Below are 24,169 nucleotides of genomic sequence, written 5' to 3'. Positions count from 1 at the left end.
TCGGAGATAAATACATCAGGGTGAAAAAATAGTATGACTCACTCCATTTAACTCCGAAATTGTGTTTTCTAGTAATGAGTCTATTCTTGTGACATCCTCCCACACCATTCGGACATCTCCTCCCGCGTTGAGCGTCAACCAACGCGGGAGGAGATGCCCTCGTCGCCGTCCGGCTTAAAGAGCGCCACGCTCACGGAGTACCGTTATAGTGGGGGACGAGGGCGCGAATTAGTTAAAAGTTTTTTTGTGATTATGTGATTAGAGTAACACTTTCACTAAATAATCGATGAGGTAGTTAAAGTACGCCCTCAACTCCACAGCTGCTTCAGTTGAGACTTGCGCTGAATTTTCCCAATAGCTTATGTACTTATCTTGAATCAACTTGAATGCTTTCACATATGTCTCAACTGACGGCTGATGGTGAGTGATGATTCCTTGATAAAGTAAACCGGGTTCAATTCCATTTTCCAAACAGCTTCCAAGCAGCTTTAAATATCTACCAAGGTTATGACGAAATACTTCTCTTTGGGGATGTTGCGAACCCAATAACTCATCTGCTACTTCTTGTGCTAATTCTTCTCGATGAGCTAGTAGCCAAAATCCTGCTTCTAGACAAGCTGCTGATTGTGCGTCTAAGCTTGGCAGTGACGTAGTTAGCTGTTGGATCTGTGCTAGAGATTTTTGGAGTTTGTGCTGTTTGCCTTGAATATCTGCAAGGCTTGCTTCCCGGTCTGAACGCTTATTATCCTCTAGCTCGCGGATCAAATCTTCAACACTTGGTTTGATGTTCTCAATAATAATATCTGTCTGCTCCTTTAGCACGTCCAGCACTTGCTGACGCAATTCATACTCTAATAACTTGTCTAACCGATTTTTTGTACTATCTTGCAGAATCTTGAACTGGTGTTGTAACTGCCCAATAAGGAACTCCAGACGTTGTTCTGTGTGTGGTAAACCTTGATAGAAATGTCGTTCCAAAGAATCGACTCGTTTTTGCACAGATTTGATAGATGCTGTATTCAACCAAGGGCTGATGATAAATACTGCAAAGTCCTGCAAAATCTTGATAGACTTGTGCACAACTCCTACTTTGTTGATGTTTTGCGCCATTAGACTTGTCCTCGGAGGTGATGACTGATCCGTTCGATTCCCAGGGTTGAGCCCATTTTTGGGTTATTGTCTAGAGCAGTCAAAAATACGACTTATATGCCAATATTTCCTTCTTTCATGCTTAGAATACTGTTATCCCAAGCAAATACAGTTCTCAAGCTACTCATTCAAGTTTGTAACTAGCTATACTAGCTTAGTTGTGATAAATATCACGCAGCAATGATTTACTAATTTCTAAATATAAACTACTACCAGAAAAATTTCTACGTTTTAGGAAGAGAAAGAGAAATAATTTTTAGCATTTTTTTAGGAGAATAGTTCTAATTTTTTGTTTTCTGGAAAAAATTACTCAACTTTCTTGCATCTCTGCCAATTTTACTCGGTAACTACTGTAAAAAACATCTACAACTAATTTTTTTTACTGATTTTCCTAATTTTGCTAAAAATTTTGTTTAGGACAGAATTTTTTGTATTTTGGCTCTGCCCATGTCCGGAGGATGTTTAGTTAAATAACTGTAGGAATATGGGAGGATTTAATTTCTAGCCAGAAACGAAGCTCATAGTATCAACAATTAAAAATTACTACTTAAGACAGTTGTTTTTTTTGCAGAAACAATACACCTTGAGGTGTAAAGATGCTGGTTAGACTCGTCATTTGTCTAGCAGTCCTGAATTATTAGTAATGGCAAAGGACGGCTTTGAATGAACATCTTAGAAATCATGCCGAATTGCTATTTTGTTAAAGAAGGTATATGAAAAAGTAAAATGATTGAAAATTATTGAAAATTTAAATTGTATTGGCAAACACCAAAAAAAGAAGTCTCTCTTGAAATAAGATGCCAACACTTGAGTGGGAAAACCGTACTCAATCGGAGCGCAATTTCTACCTGGTGGATCTGTGTTTGGGTCGATACAATGAAAGTGCGGCTTAAGTAATGCTGTCGTTATAAGCAAATTACAGAATCAGTACAGCATTACAAGGAGAGCAAAAACATGAGAAATCAAATCAAAACGGCTGCATTACTAGCTTTCTTAAGTGCAATTTTGATTGCCATCAGCTACTGGGTGATTGGCGGTACTAGTGGTATTATCGTGGGAATTGTCATCGCAGCAGTGACAAACTTGTTTTCTTGGTATCAATCGGATAAAATTGCGCTGGCGGCATACCGTGCCCAGCCAGTATCACCGCAGGAAGCACCAGGGCTGTATCAGATGGTGCAAAGATTGTGCGCACGCGCCAATCTGCCTATGCCGAGAATTTACATTGTTCCTGGCGATGCCGCCAACGCTTTTGCAACAGGACGCGATCCAGAACATGCTGCTGTCGCAGTTACCGAAGGCATATTAAATTTATTACCAGAAGACGAACTCGAAGGCGTGATCGCCCACGAACTCACCCACGTTGCTAACCGTGACACCTTAACACAGGCTGTTGCGGCAACAATCGCAGGTGCTATATCTTTCTTAGCCCAAATCGTCAGCTACAGCGTTTGGTATACTCCATACTCACGGGATGACCGCAATAATGGTCCAAATCCTTTAGGGATGCTGTTGACAATATTCCTTGCCCCACTTGCTGCAACAGTGATTCAACTGGCAATTTCTCGTACGCGGGAATTTTCAGCGGATGCAGGTTCTGCTAGATTGACTGGTAATCCTCGCGCCTTAGCCCGTGCGCTGCAACGTTTAGAAGCGACAGCAAGGCAACTACCTCTGCAAGCCAACCCAGCTTTTGAGCCACTGTTGATTACGAATGCATTCTCAGGACAGTTCCTCGGGAGCTTGTTCTCCAGCCACCCGTCTACTGAAGCACGAGTTGAGGCATTGCTAAAATTAGAACAAGAACAACAGTCCAGAACAGCCGAGTTCTCATTTAGGCGATAAAGGGACTGGGAACTGGCGACTGGCGACTGGGCAATACTCTCATCCCTAATCGCTAATAGCCAATCGCTAATCCCTAATCCCCAATCCCTACAGGGTGCAGCTATCATGCGACAAGTACAGTATTGCATAAAGGAGCCTAACCATGACTTACAATGCAGATAACGAAGAAAACTTAGTCATCGTACAAGTCAGCCCTCAAACCCATGAGGTGGTAGAAACTGAATTGGCTGGCGAAACTGATGAAGTGAAGGATGAAACCAAAGCACTGATTGAGGCGATTAGAAGACGCGCGCAATCCGAGGCAGAATCAGCAGGTACCCTCACCCGTGAAACCTATTTGAATGCAGTACGTCAAGCACGGGAAGCCCTGGAAGGCGACAAACTCATTGAGCGCGATCGCATTGAACACGCGTTTGCAGTCCTCCAGCAGGAAGCCGAGAAAAACTGGCACTTGCTGTTCAAAGAAATAGCAGAAGTAGGCGATCGCTTCCAAGCCGCGGCTAAAGCCGCATGGGATGCTTTCAATGCTCCTCGCCCTCAACGTTAATCTTTCACCCACAAAACAAATGCCAAAGTGCTGTAGAGACGTGCAATTGCGCGTCTCTACATTTTTGTGTTTTTGCATGAGATTTCTTGAGGTGGAATGACTAGAATTACAAATGATGCTAGATAATGAAAAAGCTCTAACATTGACTTGGATTCTCTAGCTCGGTTATTAAGAATTAACACTTATGCGAACTTACTATTGCGGCGAACTCCGAAAAGAACAGATTGGAGAAACTGTCACCTTGTACGGATGGGTAGACCGTCGCCGCGATCATGGGGGTGTGATATTTATAGATTTACGCGATCGCAATGGCATCGTCCAAATTGTCAGCGATCCGCAGCGTACTCCTGATTCCTACGAATTGGCAAATACCCTACGAAATGAATACGTTGTTGAAATCACAGGTAGAGTGACGCAACGTCCGGAAGAATCGCTCAACCCCCGCATACCTACAGGCGAAGTTGAAATTTACGCCGATAAAATTAAACTCCTCAACTCAGTCCGCAAACAGTTACCATTCCAAGTTTCCACAGCCGACGCTGATTCAGTGCGGGAAGATTTGCGGCTGAAGTATCGTTATTTAGATTTGCGGCGCGATCGCATGGCACATAACTTGCAATTACGCCATCAAGTCGTTAAAGCTATGCGCCGTTACCTAGAAGACGTGGAAGGTTTCATGGAAGTCGAAACCCCCGTCCTCACCCGTTCCACTCCCGAAGGTGCGCGGGATTACATCTTACCCAGTCGCGTCAACCCTGGCGAGTGGTTTGCCTTGCCGCAATCACCCCAGCTATTCAAACAGTTGCTGATGGTATCAGGTTTTGACAGATACTATCAAATTGCGCATTGCTTCCGCGATGAAGACTTACGCGCCGACAGACAACCAGAGTTTACCCAGTTGGACATGGAAATGAGCTTCATGTCCCAAGAAGAAATTATCGAACTCAATGAAAAGTTAGTTGGTTATATCTTCAAGACAGTAAAGGGCATTGAAATACAGGTTCCCTTTCCGCGTCTCACCTACGCCGAGGCGATGGAACGCTATGGCAGTGATAAACCAGATACACGTTATGGTTTAGAACTCGTCAATGTCTCGGATGTCCTTAAAGACTCTGGTTTCAAAGTCTTTCGCGAAGCCGTTGCCAATGGTGGTATTGTCAAAATTCTTCCTATTCCCAACGGGAACGATTTAATTTCCAACGTCCGTATCAAACCAGGCGGCGACTTATTCAAAGAAGCCAGCGAAGCCGGTGCCAAAGGTTTAGCTTACATCCGGGTACGAGATGACGGTGAAATCGACACCATTGGGGCGATTAAAGACAACCTCACCGCAGAACAAAAACAGGAAATTTTGCGCCGTACAGATGCAAAACCCGGTCATTTGCTGTTGTTTGGGGCTGGTGACGCAGCTACTGTTAATAAAACTTTAGATAGGTTGCGGCAAGTTACCGCTAGGGAGTTCGGGTTAATCGAGCCAGAAAAAATCAACTTGCTCTGGGTGACAGACTTCCCCATGTTTGAATGGAACGCACAGGAAAATCGCCTAGAAGCCCTGCACCACCCATTTACAGCACCTAATCCCGATGATTTGAGCGACTTGAAAACTGCAAGAGCGCAAGCTTACGATTTAGTGTTTAATGGGTTTGAAGTTGGCGGCGGTAGTCTGCGGATTTATCAACCAGAACTACAACAACAGGTGTTTGAGACAATTGGCTTTTCTCCTGAGGAAGCGCACAATAAATTTGGCTTTCTGTTGGAGGCGTTTGAATATGGCACACCGCCTCACGGTGGTATTGCCTACGGTTTAGACCGTTTGGTGATGTTGCTAGCTGGGGAAGAATCAATTCGCGATGTTATTGCTTTTCCGAAGACGCAACAAGCACGTTGTTTGTTAACAGATGCGCCTTCAGCAGTGGACGCAAAGCAGCTCAAAGAGTTGCACGTTGCTTCAACCTACAAGCCAAAGTCGTAGTTAACGACTCATTTTTGACACTCCCCCTCCTTATCGAGGGGGATTCGCGCGAAGATTTCGCCTTGGTTAACCCAATTGCTTGCCTTAAGCGGCACACCCCGTTCGCCACAAAGGCAGAATGTTGTCTTGTGATATACTGATACTTTTAACCCAGACATTCTGGACAAGCCAGACTGAGTACGACCTCCTCAGCAGAAACAGTGCTGACAAGGGTGGTATCCCACAACGCCTTGAGGAATATCCCCAAGGCTCCGTTGAAATCACGCTTAATGATAGTGCCACAATGAGGGCATTTGAACATTTTATTGCCGCCTAACTTGGTGTGGACATGACCACACGAGGTACAAGTTTTACTGGTATATTCTTCGGTCACACGTACTAACCTGGAACCATAACGATTACACAGGTGTTCTAAGGTTTTGGAAAATTCATAGAACGCCCAAGTCATCATCGCTCGTGCGGATTTGTTGCGTAATTTCCGCGCTTTCTTAACTACCATCTGAGAAGTTTCAAAAGTTGGTAAATAAATCACATCGTAATTACGAGCCAAATATGATGCTACTTGTTTATGGCATTCACTACGTAAATTCTTAATTCGAGTTCTAATACGCTCCATTGCTTTACGTAGCTTGTAGCGGTAACGCTTGAAGTAGGTGCCTTTGGCGAGGTCGTGCTTAGACTTAAGTTTATCTAGGTGATAACAAAGTTTAGCAATAAGCGCGAAATCACCCGACGCAAATTCAGTGAAATTATTCCCATCAAAACCAGTTAAGAAACAACGCAAGCCTGGGTCAAGAGCAATAACTTTACCACCGTTACGCGGCTCTACAACTTCCATATCTATAGGAAAGTTTGCATACCATCTGCCTTTGTTATAGGTCAGTTCAGTAGCATCATTATAGTTAATTAAACAGAAGTCTTGTCCCCAAAACTCAGCCTTCTCTAAGCCTTTACTCGCCATCCAGTGACCGTTTTTATAATCATTAGGGTCAAACTGAATAGTTTGGTTTTTATCTCGAATGGAGCGAAACTTAGCAATCTTTAATCCACGATTAGGATTAGGCTTTTTCTCCTTGCCCCCGATAAATTTAGGTTGTCGGTCGGTTTTCTTCCAAGCCGTATAAGCTTCAAATAACGCATTATCTAAGGCATGAGCAATTGACAAATCTTTACACCATTGGGGAATTATCTCTTTACCTAACGTCTTACAAAAAGACCTAAATTCTTTCTTCCCAGAGGTTTTTACCTCTCCTTTGGTATTAACGTATTTAAAGCCTTGATGCTTGTTTAAGTAAGCTATTGCATTATTATAAACTTTTCTATTAGCATGTATTCGTAGCATCCAAACTTTCTTGGTTTCCCTAAGTGGATACACTCGATAAGTCAGGGTCTTCTTTGACAGCTTTTTTGTATTTCCTGAGTCCATAAAGCCGGCAACTGAAGACATGAATAATGGCAAGAATATCTTCAACCATCTCGCGTTCTGGAGACAGGTTATTGTTGTTGAGAACCAGAATTTCACACGAGAATTTGCTCGCGAGCCATGTGTAATGGTCGAACCCAAAACGGCAAAGTCTGTCTTTGTTGGAAACGACAACCAACTTGACATCGCCTGACAAAATTCGTTCCAGTAAGGTGAGTAAACCTTTTCTTCGGAAGTTGAGCCCACTTCCAATGTCTCGGATGACTTCGCAGCCAGGATATTTAGATACGAGATAGTTAACCTGTGAATCGAGGTCGTCTTTTTGACCTCTGCTACTAACTCTTGCGTAAAGAATTGTTTTTCTGTCGTCTGTGGGTTCAATTCCAAGCAAAGCGTCAATTGCTGATGCTTTGAATCTTCTATGGTTGCCTTCGGTGCGATGCGCTTCGATTTTTCCCCCGTTTTCCCAGCGTTGGAGGGTTTTTGTTGAAATTCCCAATCGGGAAGCAGCAACAGGAGAGCGATAGCCATTGGTCATCACTCATTTCTCGCAGAATCAGGGACATAGTTGTTTAGCCACGCCCTTATTTTCTGTCCGATATGTCCGGATTGTCAATATTTGTATTTAGATTGAGTCTCCTAGGTCATCCTCCCACACCGTAATCAAAGATTACGGTGTGGGCTTCTCACCCAATCCAGCTATTGCGCGCGGAGGCGCTGAGCTTTAAGAACGGAATGCCCTGCCGCTCTATTTTTTATATTTATCGCTGCATTATAGCGATATTTTGGTAGTCGGGAGAGTGTCAATAAAGCGAGCTACGTTAAGTTTTGTAAAGATGATTGGAGCCTTTTAAAACAAGCTTTTTATCATACTTTACAAATCGTTATATAGGTTTGTTTATTCCCGCCACCTACTTAATAAAGTGTAACTGGTGGGCTTCCGCCTTTGAGTTCTCATAGTAATCAATATTGCCGTTTGCATTTGCATTCAATACACTTCTTGTGGGTGGGGCGGTTATCCTGCCTGCGATAGATGAATAAATGATTCTAGTCTGTATATTTATCTCCACCAACTGAAAAGTAATTTCGTCAATTATTTTTATTACGATTCCTAGTATCGGTATTCAAACAAACATGATATTATTGTTTAGTAGCTAGACTGCCATAGTCTATGTAATTTCACTGTATCCAACAGAACCTTCTTGTTGTGTGTGATGTGTCTACCAATAATAAAAATCAAATTGCACAGAAGGTGTAACCGACTACTGTCGAGTTAATGGATGCTACATCGATAGTATGAGTCAAAAGTATTGATTGTTTGCAGTCGCAGTGATTGGGGTGCGATTGATTAGCCGCTGGGTGTTCTCCACAAATAATCCTCTTGTAGGTTAGGTTAAGTTGAAAAATTAAGTTTGAGCTACTGTTAAGCCTGAGGTTGGAAATCCTTTAAACACTAGTAGTGTATTGGTTTTCAGACTATTTAAGGCTTACTGTATATTGGACTGCAATTAAATAGCTGATTGTTGACGAGCGGAGTTGGGCTTCGATGGTCTTTTTGATCTCAGTCCCTCCAACGTAACCTTCTTGTTGTGTGTAGTTTGTTTACCAATGAGGGAGGTCGGATTGCAGAGAAGGTGTGACCGAAATCGAAAACGTTCAAAGCGACGGGCTATCTACTGCCCAATTCATGGATGCTATCTCCAGAGTGTGAGTCAAAAGTATACATTGTTTGCCGATCGCGCCGGACAACTCCAGCAACGGGGAGTCAGCCGACAGAATGCCTTAATGTTGCTAGCGGCTAAAACCGCAGTTTCCTTAGAAGATGAATGGTTGGAAGCATTCTGGTGCGAACAGTGTCAAGAAACGAAGTGGTATCACGTCCAAAAGCACGCGAGCAAAGCTTCTCGCAAAGAGGGTTGTAGCTATGAGGTGTCAGTAGCATCCGTAGAACTTTGGCAACAAGCGATTGGGGCGATTGACCCCAAGGGAAATCCTTCGGTAGGTGAGTTTACTCGTAGCAATGCAAGGATGGTTGGCTATCAAAACAGCAAGTATTTCTTGTTTGGAGGTTAAGCGTTAAAGGCAGTCGCAATTCAATGCATTATTACGATTAAAATTTGCCATTATGGAACCTATACCAAACTTTGAAGAGATAGATTTTCAAAAACACTTACTTGTTCTGCAACGACGCTGGCTACCTGCAATAGGGGTTTTTGGTGTAGTTGTTGCCCTTGCATCCTTGTTTGGATTCTCATTGAAACCCTCATATAAGGCAGAGGGAAGTGTATTGATTAAGACCAATCGTACCCCCTCACTAACGGGTTTGGGGGAAGGTATAGGACGGCTTGAGCCTTTAGCTATGACAGGCGATCCGTTAGATACTCAGGCAGAGATAGTTGTATCTGTTCCGGTTATTGAAGAAACGATTGAAGCACTTGACCTTAGAGACGACCAAGGCAAACGCATCAAAATTGAGGACTTGACCAAAAATATTAAAGTAAAAGGTGCAAAAGGAACTGAAGTCCTGCAAATTTCTTACTCTGACAAAAATGCTGAACTGGCTGCAAAAGTTGTCAATAAGGTAATGCAGGCTTATATCAAGAATAACATAGAGGCGAATCGCGCTGATGCAGTCTCAGCCCGCAAGTTTATTCTGCAACAATTACCTGCAACAGAGGCAGCTGTAAGGCGAGCAGAGTTAGACCTGCGTAAGTTCAAAGAGGGGAATAGAATCATCTCACTGCAAGAAGAAGCAACTGCATCAGTTAATGCAATTGCTACTTTAGACGACCAAATTTCTCAAGCCCAAACTCTACTAGCAGATGCCAACGCTCGATTACAGAAGTTACAGAGTCAGGCGAAAGTCGATTCGCAGCAAGCTGTGACCTTTGCTGCATTGAGTCAAACCGAAGGAATTCAGCAAGTGCTCACTCAACTCCAGGAAGCGCAAAGCCAGCTTGCAGTTGCGCGAACCCGTTTTCAGCCCGGACATCCAAGCATTATAGACTTGGAAGAAAGAGTTGCTGCTCTCAATAGATTACTAAAGGAGCGGAGCAACCAGGTGGTTGGCAACAATCAGCAAATCCCTGTAGGGAATTTACAGACAGGACAACTGAGACAAAAGTTACTTGAAGATTATGCTCGCACTGAGGCAGAACGCGTCGGTTTAGTAAAACAAATCATGACACTGTCTGAAAAGCGGTCTAGCTACAAAGAACGAGCAAATGTCTTGCCCAAGCTAGAACAGACCCAACGTCAGCTTGAGCGGAAGCTGAAAGCGGCTCAAACGACTTACGAAACACTCTTGACGAGACTGCAAGAAATCCAGGTAGCAGAAAACCAAAATATTGGAAATGCTCGTGTCGTCTCCCGAGCATTGGTACCAGATAAACCTGCAGGTCAAAGAAAAGCTCTGATGATTGGGGGTGGAGTCGTTCTCGGTGGCATACTTGGTATCATTACTGCCTTCAGTTTAGATTTGATTGACCGCTCGATTAAGACAGTTAAAGAAGCCAAAGAACTTTTCAAATATCCCCTGCTGGGCATTATTCCTTCTATAAGTAGCAGTGGCAAAAAGAATTATTCCGTCAAAGCTATAGAGCAACCAATTCCCAGAGTGATTGGCAGAGACATTCCCCTGTTTCCTGTTGGTGAAGCGTACCAAATGCTGCAAGCCAACTTGAAATTTTTAAGTTCGGATAAGGAAATACAAACGATTGTGGTTACGAGTTCCGTGTCTCGTGAGGGAAAGTCTGAAGTAGCTTCAAATTTAGCTGTCGCAATAGCTCAAGTGGGGCGTCGGGTGCTGCTGGTAGATGCTGATATGCGTCATCCAGTCCAGCATCATGTCTGGAACATGACGACTGGACTTGGTCTGTCGAATGTCATTGTTGACCACGTTTCTATTGAAAGAGCCATAGAGCAAGTCATGCCCAACTTATACGTTCTTCCCTCTGGAGTCTTACCCCCTAATCCACTTGCACTATTGGATTCCAAGCGGATGGCTGGATTAGTCACCTCCTTTGCAGAGGAATTTGATTTCGTAATCTTTGATACCCCCAGCTTATCGGGAACGGCGGACGCTGCTGTTTTAGGCAAGCTAGCTGACGGTATCTTACTGGTTGTTCGTCCTGGGGTCATTCACTCTGCCAGTGCGATCGCTGCTAAAGAGTTTTTGGCTCAGTCAGGTCAAAACGTTTTGGGTATGGTGATTAACGGTGTGAATGTCAAACAAGAGCCTAACAGCAACTTCTACTACACGAAAGCATATCTAGAGCATGATTTGATGTTGCCCAATTCTGTACCAGATAAAGTAGCTCCATCAAAAATTAAAGAAGAGCGGTAAACCAAATTTTAGATTTTAGATTTTAGATTTTAGATTTTGGATTGAACTAATCCAATTTAGGCAAAAAAACCATAACAAAATGATTCATAAGCTAGCTACAGTAACCCAGAAGCTAAGTCCTAACTTGCTCAAAATTATCAGCAATACAGCCTGGCTATTTGCTGATAAGATTCTACGGATGGGTATAGGGCTGCTGGTAGGGGTTTGGGTGGCTCGCTACCTCGGACCGAAGGATTTTGGTATTTTCAATTATGCGATCGCCTTTACTGCCATATTCAACACCGTTGCTAATTTAGGGCTTGATAGCATTGTTATACGTAACATTGTTCGTCAACCATCCTGCAAGGACGAAGTGTTAGGTACAGCCTTCGTCCTCAAGATGATTGCCCAAGTAGCAGTTATGGTATTGGCGATCATAGTTATAGTGGTACTTCGTCCTAATGACACCTTGAGCCACTGGTTGGTTGGAATCATCATAGCGGGAATGTTTTTTGAATCATTTAACGTTATTGAGTTTTGGTTCCAATCACAAGTTCAGTCAAAATACGCAGTTTCGTTTAAGAATGTAGGCTTTGTGTTAGCCAGTTGCGGTAGAGTTTTGCTGCTTCAAATGAAAGCTCCATTAATTCTATTTGCTTGGGTATACTCAGCCGAAATGGTACTAAGCGCTGCCGGACTGTTGATTGCATACCGCTTTAAAGGGTATTTAGTTAAAGCTTGGCGGTTTAGCTTTCGCTCTTGCAAAGAGTTACTGAAAGATAGCTGGACACTGATCCTTTCGAGTTTTGTGATCATGATTTATATGCGAATGGATCAGCTGATGCTAGGGCAAATGATTGGCGACAGCGCCGTGGGCATCTACTCAGCAGCAGTGAAGATATCAGAACTTTGGTATTTTGTGCCAATGGCTATCACTAATTCAGTTTTTCCATCGATTGTGAAAGCGAAAGAAGAAAGTACAAATTTGTACTATGAGCGGATACAGAAAGTTCTTGATTCCTTATCAATTCTGTCCTTTGCAGTTGCCATAACAGTATCATTCGTATCTCATCAATTTGTAAATTTGCTCTATGGAGAAAATTACATAGAGGCTGGAGTCATACTGACAATTCATATCTGGACTGGAATATTTGTCTGTTCTGGACTAGTCAGAAGTTTGTGGACAACAGCAGAGAACCTCATGTCGTTTGCATTTATGACAACAGCAACTGGTGCCATTGTCAATTTATTTTTGAATTACTTCTTGATTAAGAGCTATGGAGGTGTAGGTGCTGCTATTTCTACTCTTGTTGCTCAATGTATAGCGTCGTATGCCACTAATGCATTTTTTCCAGAAACAAGGATGTTTTTTATTAGACAGACAAAAGCGCTTATATTACCCAGTCTCTTTATGAGAAATGTTGTATATCTCAAAAAAGATAAAGGATAATTTTTTATCTATTTCATCAATCCAATCAAAGGCATAATACTGCCTTGAGAATACATTGAATGACTCATCTTAAAAAATGTGAAATAATGTAGGAATTATAATGTCAGATTTTAAGTTAAAAACACCGATAGCTTTTATCATATTCAGACGACCGCATACAACTGAAAGGGTGTTTGAAGCCATTCGCCAAGCAAAACCACCAAAACTTTTTGTCATTGCAGATGGACCGCATGCGGAGCGTGTTGGTGAAGCAGAAAAATGTGAAGCTACTCGTGCAATTATTGAGCGAGTTGATTGGGATTGCGAAGTTATCAAGAACTACTCTGATACCAACTTGGGGTGTGCAAAACGTGTCTCTAGTGGTATTGATTGGGTCTTCAGCAATGTTGAGGAGGCGATTATTTTAGAGGATGATTGCCTACCGCATCCTACATTTTTTCGCTTTTGTGAAGAATTACTTGAGAAATATAGATACGATACCCGAATTGCCTCAATCTCTGGGCAGAATGTTCAGTTTGGGCGTAGGCGCACAAATTACAGTTACTACTTTTCACGCTATCAACTCTCCTGGGGCTGGGCAACTTGGAGACGCGCTTGGCAGCATTATGACCTTTACATCAAGCTCTGGAAGGAGATTCAATCGAAAAGTTTTCTCACTGATATTCTAATGGACCCCCTTGCAGTTAAGATTTGGAGCGATATTTTTCAGTCTGTTTATGAGAATCCTTTAGATCAAATTTGGGATTATCAGTGGACGTTTACCTGCTTTGTGCAGAATAGGTTAGGCATTATCTCGAATGTAAATTTGATTTCTAATATTGGCTTTGGTCCAGACTCTACTCATTTCACTTCTGCCAAAAAAAGTCCATACGACAGTCTCCCCACGGAGCCAATAGAGTTTCCTCTAAAGCATCCACCATTTGTTATTCGAGATGATAGAGCAGATAACTTTACGCAAAGTACTCTATATAATCCAGGTCTGCTGCAACTGTTCAAGAATGAAATCAAGAAGATGCTGAAAGGTTTGAAAAAAGCATGATCAGAACCTGAAATTGAATTTGATTCACAATCGTTTGCACAAAATGAAAGTTTTGCATATTAGCACATCTGATACCAATGGTGGAGCAGCAAGAGCTACCTATCGCTTGCACAAGGGGTTGCAGAATATAAATGTAAACTCGCAAATGCTGGTGCAAGAGAAATATAGCGATGACACAACGGTGCTTGCACCCAAAATTAGACTATCTCAAGGCATAGCACGGGCAAAGCTGACGTTTGATGTTTTGCCATTAAAGCTTTACAGTCAGCGTGATAAAACTACATTTTCTCTCCAGTGGCTACCAGACGGGGTTATTCCCAAGGTGACTCAGATTGATCCAGACATTATTAACTTGCACTGGATGAGTGGAGGCTTTATACAGATTGAAACAATCGCCAAGCTACCGCGCCCGTTAGTTTGGACTCTTCATGATATGTGGGCGTTTACTGGCGGGTGTCATTACAGTGGAGAGTGCGATCGCTACACAAAATCCTGCGGTACCTGTCCTCTGCTTAAAAGCAGCAAAGACTGGGATTTATCCCGTTGGGTATGGCAACGCAAAGCTAAAGCTTGGAGAGATTTGAATTTGACAATTGTTACACCTAGCTCTTGGTTAGCCAAATGTGCAAGTTCCAGCTCCCTGTTTAGAGATTCGCGAATCGAAGTCATTCCCAACGGGATTGATACTCAAAGCTATAAACCTATTAATCAATATGTAGCCCGAGAAATACTGAATTTACCCCAAGACAAACAACTTATTCTATTTGGCTCGCTACAAACAACGAGCGAGCAAAGAAAAGGATTTCATTTTTTACAACCAGCTTTGCAAGAGCTAAGCAAATCCGGTTGGAAAGATAGGTTGGAGCTAGTTATTTTTGGCGTATCTAAACTTGAAAGTCCTCCTGACTTTGGTTTGAAAGCTAACTACTTAGGTACATTCAATGATGATTTGTCTTTAGCTTTGATCTATTCGGCAGCAGATGTACTTGTTCTGCCTTCTATTCAAGATAACTTGCCAAATATGGTAATGGAAGCAATTGCCTGCGGAACACCCTGCGTTGCCTTCAAAATTGGCGGAATGCCAGATATGATTGAGCATCATAAAAACGGTTATTTAGCTCAACCTTTTCATGTTGAAGATTTAGCTCAAGGGATTGCTTGGGTGCTAGAAAATCCAGATAGGTATCAGAAATTGTCGCATCGTGCTCGTGAAAAGGCAGAAAAAGAATTTACTTTAGAAATCCAAGTGCTTCGCTATTTAGATATTTATTTTAATTTACATAAAGAAATATGCAAGCAACCTTAAGCAATGTGAGATTTAACAACGACAAAGCTCGGAGTGTAGAAATTGAAGCATCAATTATTTGGACGTTTGGTACAGACGTTAGAAGTAGCAAGCGTTATTTTATTACTTTTATTTGCCGAAACAGTTGTAGTACCAGACTTTGTTAGAAGTGCCATAAATGTTCTTAGCTATGGAATTGTAATTGTTTTAGTTGCTTCGCAATGGAAGCGAGTTGCATATGTTGCTACGACAAATAAAACTCTACTATGTTTAGTTGCAGTTGGTGTATGTTCAGTTTTCTGGTCTGAAAGTCCACCCGACACTGCAGAACAGGTTAGAGCATTAGTACGTTCAACTTTATTTGGAATATATTTGGCTACGCGATACACACTCAGGCAGCAGATACGCTTATTGTCTTGGGTTGGTGGTATATCGATAGTTAGCTGTCTGATTGCTGGTTTTGCTGCACCGTCTTATGGCACTCATATCGTAAACGACCTTGTGTCTTGGAGGGGTATTTATGCCCACAAACAACATATGGGTCGTTTTATGGGTTTCGTAGCTTCGATTTTTCTAATTAATGTCTTCAATAAACACAGTAATCGCTGGATAGCTTTGGTCGGAATATTCTTTTCATTAATTCTGGTTCGGCTTTCTACTAGTAAAACAGGCTTAATAGTTTTTCTTTTTTCAGTATCTCTTTTACCTCTTTACAAAATTGCTAAGCAAAAGAAGTATAGGGCATTTATCCTGATAATCGCATTATTAATATTAAGTACATTAGCGACTTTAATTTTAGTCAATATAGAAACAATAGTGGTTGATTTTCTAGGAAAAGATATTGAATTTAATGGACGTACTCCATTATGGACACTCATTATCGATAAAGGATTGGAACGACCTTTAACAGGTTATGGTTATAACGCGTTTTGGACTACAGATGCTTGTTATTCTGTCATCAATAATACATGGCTAAGGTATGAAGAATGGGACCCGAAAAAGCCCTTTCAAGCTCATAACGGGTTTGTAGACTTATTTGTCCAACTTGGTTTTGTGGGATTACTACTTTTCACATTTGATTTTTTTAAAGTCCTATACAAAGTCGTCAAGGTCTTGTTTATAACTAGAACAATAGAAACTTTTTGGATGTTCCTCTTTCTGGGACTTTATTTAGTTGTTAATAGTAGTGAAGTGATTACAATAATGGCAACAAATAGTATATTTTGGATTCTTTATGTATCAATAGCTTTTTCATCATCTCTTCAGATAAAGCAAATACGAAAAAATCAACTCATGACATCTTCGAGTCAAGTAAAACTAGCACTTTAGTTGTCATACCTTCTTTAAAAAACGGATATGTCTATGACAGATGAAATGGATTCTAAAAAACTAGCTGTGTTAATGACCTGTTATAACAGGCGCGATACAACCTTGGTATGTTTGCAAGCACTGTACAAGCAAAATACAATTTTTGATGTTTATCTAGTTGATGATGGGAGTTCCGATGGCACTTGCGATGCGGTAAGAGCAAATTACCCAGCAGTTAAGATTTTCAAGGGTACAGGCGACCTTTTCTGGGTAGGAGGAATGCGGCTGGCATTTGCCGAAGCTTTAAAGGAGAATTATGACTATTATCTCTGGCTGAATGACGACACTATACTTGACCCAAATGCTCTAAGCAAAGTGTTTGGAACTCACAATGACCTTATAGAAAAAGGTTTCCCAAATTCCATCATTGTTGGTTCAACCAGAGATGCAATCACAGGCAAACCGACTTACGGTGGTGCTGTACGTTCAAAGCACTGGTACTCCAACAAGTACGAATTTCTACAGCCAAGTCAGGAAATTCAAGAGTGCGACACAATGTATGGAAACTGCGTACTCATTCCCCGTTCTGTTGCACAAAAGGTTGGTAATTTAGATCCTGCTTTCATCCATAGCCTGGGAGACTTGGATTACGGACTTAGGGCACGCAAACTAGGTTGTTCAGTATGGGTGGCACCTGGATTTATAGGTACTTGTTCTAAAAACTCTGTTCAAGGTAGCTGGGTGGATACTAACCTTCCTATAGGCGATCGCTTAAGAAAGGCGCTTCAACCCAAAGGTTTTCCAATACGAGCATGGACTGTTTTTGCCAGACGACATTCTGGTCCGTTCTGGTTTTTGTATTGGTTCTTGCCTTATCTACGTGCAGTCATTGGTTACAAAAATTTGAGTGCATCTCCTAGTTTTTCTGTAGAAATGAAACAATAAAGCTCAAAAGCTTAACTCCAAAATTTCACAAAAAGCTTGCCAAATTAACTCTATAACTTCACAATTACAGCACTTTTTTGAGATGAAAATAAAGATATTTTCAGACATCCAATATCTTCCTGAAGGTAAGCGTCCTGTTCATTTACTTGAACCTTTCTGGTTAGGACAAATAGGAGAAAATCTTCCACCTTGGGAGAAAGGGCTTATCAATTATGCAAACCTGAGTCACTCCCTGTTTGAAATTTCTTCGTTAGAAGAAGCAGATATAGCCGTTTTCCCTTGTGATTGGATACACGTCTCAGGAAATACATGGAAAGATAAGGCTGATAAATCACTATATGCTTTAGCCATTCAATTTGCCCAGATGGTAGAGCAAGCTGGCAAGCCAATTGCTATTTTTTATTGTGGCGATCGTTCTCATGAACAAGTCCCCATTCAAGATGCTTTTGTTTTTCGTCAGTCGCTTATAGCCTCCAAAAGGCGACCCAATGATTTTGTATTTACCGCATTCTACGAAGACTTAGTCGAATTTTACTTGGGAAATGAACTTACTATCCGGCAGAAGCAAGAAAAGCCTGTAGTGGGATTTGATGGTTGTGCTGATCCAGGCAATTGGACAATGAGGTTAAAGGACTTGATCAGCCAGGGAGTCATGTTGGCAAGGGGTAAAGAATTCTTTTCACCTTATGAGGGACATCGCCTACGATATGAGGCTTTGAAGTATCTAAGCAACAGTCCGCTAGTTGAGCCAAATTTTAAAATTCGAGACAACATGGTATTTTATGACGATGCCAACAACCCCGATAAAAAGCAGAAACTGCGCCTCGAATATGTGCACAACATGGTTGAGAGTGACTACATTCTTTGCAGCCGTGGTCGGGGAAACTTTTCTCTCAGGCTGATTGAAACATTGTGCTGTGGACGTATTCCCATCATAGTTGATACTGATTGTGTCCTACCTTATGACTTTAAAATTGACTGGAAAAAATATTGTGTTTGGCTAGACAGAAAAGACTTGCCACAGATTGCTGCTTTTGTTGCAGAGTTCCACAACAAACTCTCACCGCAAGAATTTGTAGAACTGCAATATGAGTGTCGCCATCTGTGGAAAGAGTGGTTGTCTTATGAAGGATTTTTCACCAACTTCTGGCAACATTTTCAGATCAATACTTCTAAAAAAGAAGCAGCTTATATAAGTCCACCATGAAGCGTTGATTATAGGTGACTGTTGGCAGCAAAGCGACGGTGATCAGTATTCAGGTTTGTTTTAATACATTTGGAGGAGCTAGATGAAGCAACAGCTATGTTTTCTAGCTGGAGGACCACGTATCTCAACTCATCCCTATGCGGAAATGTCTGGACCTCGGTCCCGTATCTTGGGATTGATAAAGGGTTTTGAATCACTCGATTGGCAAGTCAAGCCTTTCATCGTGGGAGATAGATATCCCAAAAAATGGTCTGCGATGGGTTCTGGGGAGGCAATCAGCAGTGGATTTTTCCGCACCCTAGCAGTGGACATAGTACGTTTGGGACTCGGTGTTGTGAATACATGGAGAAGTTGGCGAGAACTGGGTAATCAAGTGGATTGGGTTTATGAATACGCTGCGACTCTCCAATCTCTCGGCTGGATTTTTCAGTGGCACGGAATACCGTGGATTTTACAAGCTGAAGCGCTGTTGTTCTATGAAGCTAAAGTTGAGCGAAAGGCTTTAGTATTAGACGGCATAGCTCAGTGGTTGGAAATTTGGGCATACCGAAAGTGTGATGTTTTAGCCTGTGTGAGCGAAACCTTGAAGGAAATTCTGGTTCGTGATTTCAATATCCCTGCTGAAAAGATAGTCTTGGTGCCAAATGGCGTAGATACTGATTTTATTAACCCTGAACGACATTCAGCCAAGCGGGTATTTACAGGTTTCACAGTCGGGTTTGTCGGTAGTTTATATGCCTGGGCAGGGTTAGATTTGCTGCTTGAAGCTTTGTCTGAATTACGATCGCAAGGAATGGATTTATCACTGGTCGTGGTGGGGGACGGCTTTATGAAAGCTGATTGGGAAACCTATGCTCACCAACTAGGTCTTTCCAGCAATGTAGCCTTCATAGGTCAGGTGCCTTGGTCAGATGTGCCGCAATATATATCTGGATTCGACGTAGGTTACTCCGGACAGGTGCAGCTACAAATGGGGAAAATGTACCTTTCACCCATGAAACTCTATGAATACATGGCAATGGCAAAGCCGGTGATAGCTTCAGCTTTTGAGGATGCTCAACGGTTAGTTTGTGAAGGAAAAACAGGTTTTTTATTTCGTCCTGGTGACAAAGATGATCTCAAACGTGCTTTAGTTGAAGCATTTCATCAGAGAGCTGTGTTACCTTCCATGGGATACTTAGCTCGCAAAGAGATAGAAACAAACCATAGCTGGACAGCTAGGGTTCAGGCTTTAGTTGAAGGCGTTGAGCAGATATTGAAAAAACGGTTGTGAAGCGATTGTTGTCTTTACTCCATTGAATTCAGGTTTTACCAATTTGTTGTTAAGCAGCAGGAGATACTGCACTGCTGATATTTCCATATCGATGCAGTTTTCCATAAACACATAACGGACTAAATCTTCTCTTCACTCAGCACTTAAACCTTAAAACTGGCAGGGGAATTCCTTTGCCAATGCACTCTGTTGCCTAAGTTTATAGACCTCGATAAGGAACTATCTATGAAACGATTACCGCACACATTTCTCGGCATTCATGTGGATGCACTTTCTATCCCTGAATTGAATTCGTTGATTGCACAATCTATTGAGCAAGGTAAAAAATGGATTATTGCTCATCACAACCTGCATAGCCTTTATCTTTACCATCACGACTCCAAAATGCAAGCCTTATACGCCAAGGCAGACTATGTTCATATTGACGGTATGGCTCTGGTATTGTTAGGGAAGCTGCTTGGTTTTCCACTAAAGCGAGAGCAAAGAGTCACTTATGCTGACTGGGTGTGGTCCGTGATGGCAGAAGCTGCCCAGAAGAGATGGCGGGTGTTTTACCTCGGATCAAAACCAGGAGTCGCAGAGCGCGGAGCAAAAATACTACGGAAGAAGTTTCCGGGTTTACAAATAGCTACAGCTCATGGCTACATCAATACTCAAAAAGGCAGCCAAGAAAATCTGGCTACTTTGGCTGCCATTAATGATTATCAACCCCACATATTAATGGTGGGAATGGGTATGCCACGCCAAGAGTACTGGATTTTAGACAACTTAGAGCATATCCATACCAACACCATTCTGCCTTGTGGAGCCTGCATGGATTATGTAGCGGGAGCCATTCCCACTCCTCCTCGTTGGATGGGAAAAATGGGCTTGGAGTGGTTTTATCGCCTATTGAGTGAGCCTAAAAGACTCTGGAGGCGTTATTTATTGGAGCCCTGGTTTATAGCGGGGCTATTCTTACGGGAGATTCTCAATGCGTAGTAACCGATTACTGACTAGGCGACATGCCCTATGGCTGGGTTTGGCTAGTTTAACAACCGTAGGGGCTATAGCTACAGCTAAGGGTGCATACCAAAATAAACAGTATCAAGACCAAAAGCTGCAAGCGCTTGGTAATCGACAAAGAAACTTTACAGTTGTTGGCAAAGGGACTCTACGACAACGTGCTGCTGCTAAAGGATTGATTTATGGAGCAGCAGGCCATAAGGAAAAGCTTTCCTCAGATTCTGCTTTTGCAACCCGCTTTGCTCAAGAGTGCGGAATTTTAGTGCCAGAAGGGGAACTAAAGTGGGCTGCTGTGCGCCCTGCCCCAGACAAGTTCGACTTCACCTACAGCGATTGGTTAGCTAAATTTGCCCGCACTCATAACATGCTTTTTCGAGGACATACTTTAGTTTGGTATCAGGGTCTGCCTAAGTGGTTTAAAGAAACAGTTAACCGTCAAAATGCTGAAAAATTTTTGGTGGAACATATTACAACTGTTACCAAACACTATGCTGGGCAAATGCACTCTTGGGATGTGGTCAATGAGGCGATTGAACCAGAGCACAAACGATCTGACGGTTTGCGAAAGTCACCGTGGCTTGAGTTTTTAGGTCCGGAGCACATTGAGCTTGCCTTTCGTGTGGCTGCCCAAGCCGATCCTAAAGCCATGTTGGTCTACAACGACTATGGGTTGGATTTTGATATCCCTACAGAGGAAGCGAGAAGGGCTGCTGTTTTGAAATTGCTAGAACGTTTGAAATCTAGAGGAACACCGATTCATGCCCTCGGTATCCAGTCTCACCTATGGGGTCATGAAACTCGTTTCAATCCTAAGAAACTACGAAAATTTCTAGCTGATGTCGCTAGTCTTGGTTTAAAAATTCTGATTACCGAATTAGATGTAATAGACCAAAAATTACCTGGAGATACTGCTGTTCGCGATCGCATTGTCGCTAGTACCTATGAAGACTATCTTTCAGTGGTGCTAGATGAGCGAGCAGTCATTGCAGTATTAACTTGGGGATTGAGCGATCGCTACACCTGGCACTCATCATACAATCCACGTTCAGACAAAGCACCAGTACGTCCTTTACCACTGGACTCAAACCTCAAACCTAAGTTGGCATGGAATGCGGTGGCAAGAGCGTTTGAGGGAGCTCCAAAACGTTAAACCCAGCTTTCCATTTTATTAGTGTATTTCTTAGTGTTCCCACCTTGGCTGTAATGAGTGTGACTACCTGTAATGAGTTACAGAGCAGTCAATATGGCTCTTGCGTTCCTATCTACTGAATGCTTTGAGTAGCTAAATATCGCAATCCGCATTGTTTTGTCAATCAAGCATATCTGACTTATCAACCGAATCAAGAGTACAGCTAACAGGAAAAATACAAGAGGGATAGGAATCGTGGCTTCCAGATATTTATCAGTAGCAAGTTTAAAACCAGACTTAAGGTCAGCTAAAGGCACAAGGATACAGAGAGGATTAACTATAAGATTTCTGCGGGTAGTAACACTTATCTTTTTAGATGTTATTGCTTTAATATTAGCATGGAAGTTGGCAGTATTTTATGGGACTCCATTACAGTCTCCTTGGACACAAAAAACATCTTTTCTACTACTTACTCTTATAGTTGAAATAGGGATATTAGCAGCCCAAGGACTATATCGGGCTGGCATACATCGTCGTAGCTATCCTAATCTGATCAAATCAGTCTCCCTATCAGAAGTTTTCCTCTTACTGATTGCTTTCCTCTACGAACCAAATCACTATGTTTCGCGCTCGACTTTTCTACTTTTTTGGTTCTTTTCTGTAGCCTTTGTTTGTAGTACTCGTTATCTGTTTGATGTTACCACTAAACTACTCCGGAACAGAGGAGCAGTTCTTCATCCCGTTTTTCTAATTACTGATGCAGAAGAGCAAGAGGATCATACTAAGTTAATAGCGCAAGAAAACTGCTACCTCATACTGGGAAGTGCTGACTCTAGTTGCCTGGATCTACGTAACAGAGAGACAACCTTTGAATATCTTCACAAACTGGGCATAGTAGAGGCTTTTGTTTCTTGGAATGCAATCAAAAATCGTCTCTATGTTTGCTGGCATTTCCATACAGCTGGCATTACCCTAAGAATACTCCCAATAAAGAGTGAAGTTCGTCACCCTAAATCCGTATTGTGGATGATTGGTGAAGTCCCCTGTATGACAATTCCAGCACCAATTATTACAGGTAGCGACTTTTGGGTAAAGCGGTGTTTTGACCTTTGTTGTTCGATTATTTTGTTAATCATTCTCTCACCAGTCTATTTGTTGATTGCCTTGGTGATTAAGCTAGATTCTCCTGGTCCAGTCTTTTTCAAGCAAGACCGAATTGGTCTGCATTGTAAGAAGTTCAAGATTTGGAAATTCCGTACGATGGTTGTAAATGCAGAAAAGTTGCAAGCAACCCTAGAAGCAAAAAATGAAATCAAGGATGGTGTTCTGTTTAAAGTCAAAGACGACCCTCGCATCACACGAGTAGGCAAGTTCCTGCGCCGTTACAGTTTGGACGAGTTACCGCAACTGTTTAATGTTTTACTTGGGCAAATGAGTTTGGTTGGTCCGCGCCCTCTTCCTATCAGGGATGTAGAGAGGTTCCAAACAGCGCATTTTATCCGACAAGAAGTTCTGCCTGGTATCACTGGATTGTGGCAGGTTTCTGGTCGCTCGAATATTGAGAACTTTGAAGATGCGGTGAAATTAGATATCGCCTACATTGAGAACTGGTCCCTCTGGCTAGATTTGAAAATTTTGCTGCAAACTATCCAGGTTGTCCTGCAAAAAACAGGTGCCTACTAATACGAATTCCCCAGAAAGATGCAATTCAGGGGTAGGTTTCTTCTGTTCACTATTTTACTAATTTCCAAAGCTGGATCTTTTTGGGGTAAACATCCTCCTCTATCTTGTATTTCTGCTCTTTCTCAAGCTTAGATTCCAAGATCGGCATCGGAGCATTGTAATAAGGATTGTAGAAAAACACATCACTGAAAGTATTAGGAATTTGGGGCACATTTGACTCGTTGACCAACAGAAGCCGCACTTTTGGAGCAAGCCGATGCGAAAGAGCCAATTCATCACCCAGAGGCCAGGTTCCCTGACAGGAAGTGATCACAAGTGGCTGGGGTACTTGGTTGATGATCCCAACCACTTGGGGAGTATAAAGGTTAAGCTCCTTATACCACCAAGTCTGTGTTTGAGAAATGATTGCACAGGATATGACACCAAGAGTCAGGAGCGTAACCATGACAAGCTGCCAAAGCTTCCGTATTGCGATGGTGACAGACGTGGAGAAAATTTGAGTTGCTAGGAGGTAAGAAACAGCTAGCTGAATAGTTGGTGAAAGTATAGGCAAATATTACATAGCCTTGGAAACCATTTCAGATT

19 protein-coding genes are annotated in these 24,169 nt (G+C 42.2%); 15 read left to right on the top strand and 4 right to left on the bottom strand.

All coding sequences use genetic code 11. The features are described 5' to 3' along the window. Nucleotides 1–258: 258 nt before the first annotated feature. The gene (locus AACT52_RS03830; RefSeq protein ID WP_073636117.1) at nt 259–1,110 is read right to left on the bottom strand and encodes a hypothetical protein; all 852 of its coding nucleotides are present in this window, start codon (nt 1,108–1,110) and stop codon (nt 259–261) included. A gap of 993 nt (nt 1,111–2,103) precedes the next feature. Between AACT52_RS03830 and AACT52_RS03825 the strand changes: the two genes are divergently transcribed. The 3 genes from AACT52_RS03825 (at nt 2,104) to aspS (ending at nt 5,513) form a co-directional block, all read left to right on the top strand. Further along, on the top strand, nt 2,104–2,994 hold the full coding sequence (locus AACT52_RS03825; RefSeq protein ID WP_073636116.1) for a zinc metalloprotease HtpX: 891 nt from the start codon (nt 2,104–2,106) through the stop codon (nt 2,992–2,994). 142 nt (nt 2,995–3,136) lie between these two features. Then, nucleotides 3,137–3,541, top strand: coding sequence for a hypothetical protein (locus AACT52_RS03820; protein WP_073636115.1), 405 nt, complete (start codon nt 3,137–3,139; stop codon nt 3,539–3,541). A gap of 184 nt (nt 3,542–3,725) precedes the next feature. Beyond that, nucleotides 3,726–5,513, top strand: a complete 1,788-nt coding sequence (gene aspS / locus AACT52_RS03815) for an aspartate--tRNA ligase (RefSeq protein WP_073636114.1) — start codon at nt 3,726–3,728, stop codon at nt 5,511–5,513. 145 nt (nt 5,514–5,658) lie between these two features. Here the strand turns inward: aspS and AACT52_RS03810 are convergent, their stop codons facing one another. Beyond that, the gene (locus AACT52_RS03810) at nt 5,659–6,855 is read right to left on the bottom strand and encodes an RNA-guided endonuclease InsQ/TnpB family protein (RefSeq protein ID WP_233154214.1); all 1,197 of its coding nucleotides are present in this window, start codon (nt 6,853–6,855) and stop codon (nt 5,659–5,661) included. A 19-nt stretch (nt 6,856–6,874) separates the two neighbouring features. Then, the gene (locus AACT52_RS03805; protein ID WP_073636112.1) at nt 6,875–7,474 is read right to left on the bottom strand and encodes an IS607 family transposase; all 600 of its coding nucleotides are present in this window, start codon (nt 7,472–7,474) and stop codon (nt 6,875–6,877) included. Nucleotides 7,475–8,559: 1,085 nt separating this feature from the next. Here AACT52_RS03805 and AACT52_RS03800 point away from each other — a divergent pair. The 12 genes from AACT52_RS03800 (at nt 8,560) to AACT52_RS03745 (ending at nt 23,584) form a co-directional block, all read left to right on the top strand. After that, the gene (locus AACT52_RS03800) at nt 8,560–9,009 is read left to right on the top strand and encodes a hypothetical protein (protein ID WP_073636119.1); all 450 of its coding nucleotides are present in this window, start codon (nt 8,560–8,562) and stop codon (nt 9,007–9,009) included. A 52-nt stretch (nt 9,010–9,061) separates the two neighbouring features. Continuing rightward, nucleotides 9,062–11,281 (top strand): GumC family protein, encoded by a 2,220-nt coding sequence (locus AACT52_RS03795; protein ID WP_073636111.1) that lies wholly within the window; start codon nt 9,062–9,064, stop codon nt 11,279–11,281. A 79-nt stretch (nt 11,282–11,360) separates the two neighbouring features. Next, nucleotides 11,361–12,710: a flippase gene (locus tag AACT52_RS03790; RefSeq protein WP_073636110.1), complete on the top strand. Its 1,350-nt coding sequence runs from the start codon at nt 11,361–11,363 to the stop codon at nt 12,708–12,710. Nucleotides 12,711–12,810: 100 nt separating this feature from the next. Then, entirely contained in the window at nt 12,811–13,749 is a 939-nt protein-coding gene (locus AACT52_RS03785; RefSeq protein WP_073636109.1) for a hemolytic protein HlpA-like protein, read from the top strand. Nucleotides 13,750–13,792: 43 nt separating this feature from the next. Beyond that, nucleotides 13,793–15,055, top strand: coding sequence for a glycosyltransferase family 4 protein (locus tag AACT52_RS03780; protein ID WP_073636108.1), 1,263 nt, complete (start codon nt 13,793–13,795; stop codon nt 15,053–15,055). A 42-nt stretch (nt 15,056–15,097) separates the two neighbouring features. Next, nucleotides 15,098–16,363 (top strand): O-antigen ligase family protein, encoded by a 1,266-nt coding sequence (locus AACT52_RS03775; RefSeq protein WP_073636107.1) that lies wholly within the window; start codon nt 15,098–15,100, stop codon nt 16,361–16,363. Nucleotides 16,364–16,408: 45 nt separating this feature from the next. After that, nucleotides 16,409–17,287 (top strand): glycosyltransferase family 2 protein, encoded by an 879-nt coding sequence (locus tag AACT52_RS03770; protein ID WP_443216694.1) that lies wholly within the window; start codon nt 16,409–16,411, stop codon nt 17,285–17,287. 82 nt (nt 17,288–17,369) lie between these two features. Next, nucleotides 17,370–18,494, top strand: coding sequence for an exostosin domain-containing protein (locus tag AACT52_RS03765; protein ID WP_073636106.1), 1,125 nt, complete (start codon nt 17,370–17,372; stop codon nt 18,492–18,494). Between the two features lie 82 nt (nt 18,495–18,576). Continuing rightward, nucleotides 18,577–19,767: a glycosyltransferase family 4 protein gene (locus AACT52_RS03760; protein ID WP_073636105.1), complete on the top strand. Its 1,191-nt coding sequence runs from the start codon at nt 18,577–18,579 to the stop codon at nt 19,765–19,767. A 225-nt stretch (nt 19,768–19,992) separates the two neighbouring features. Then, nucleotides 19,993–20,748 carry a WecB/TagA/CpsF family glycosyltransferase gene (locus AACT52_RS03755; protein WP_073636104.1) on the top strand — a complete coding sequence of 252 codons (756 nt, stop codon included), beginning with the start codon at nt 19,993–19,995 and terminating at the stop codon, nt 20,746–20,748. Continuing rightward, complete coding sequence (locus AACT52_RS03750; protein ID WP_073636103.1) at nt 20,741–21,922, top strand: endo-1,4-beta-xylanase; 1,182 nt, start codon at nt 20,741–20,743, stop codon at nt 21,920–21,922. The genes AACT52_RS03755 and AACT52_RS03750 overlap by 8 nt, the downstream gene beginning before the upstream one ends. A 234-nt stretch (nt 21,923–22,156) precedes the next feature. Then, nucleotides 22,157–23,584, top strand: a complete 1,428-nt coding sequence (locus tag AACT52_RS03745) for a sugar transferase (protein ID WP_073636102.1) — start codon at nt 22,157–22,159, stop codon at nt 23,582–23,584. Nucleotides 23,585–23,633: 49 nt separating this feature from the next. Here the strand turns inward: AACT52_RS03745 and AACT52_RS03740 are convergent, their stop codons facing one another. Continuing rightward, a complete protein-coding gene (locus AACT52_RS03740) occupies nt 23,634–24,137 on the bottom strand; it encodes a hypothetical protein (protein WP_073636101.1) in 504 nt (167 codons plus the stop codon). Between the last annotated feature and the right edge of the window lie 32 nt (nt 24,138–24,169).

This window comes from Scytonema sp. HK-05 (assembly GCF_963872035.1).
GTDB lineage: Bacteria > Cyanobacteriota > Cyanobacteriia > Cyanobacteriales > Nostocaceae > Kalymmatonema.
Note: the sequence above shows the minus strand (reverse complement) of the source record. Positions and strands in the feature narration are given on the sequence as shown.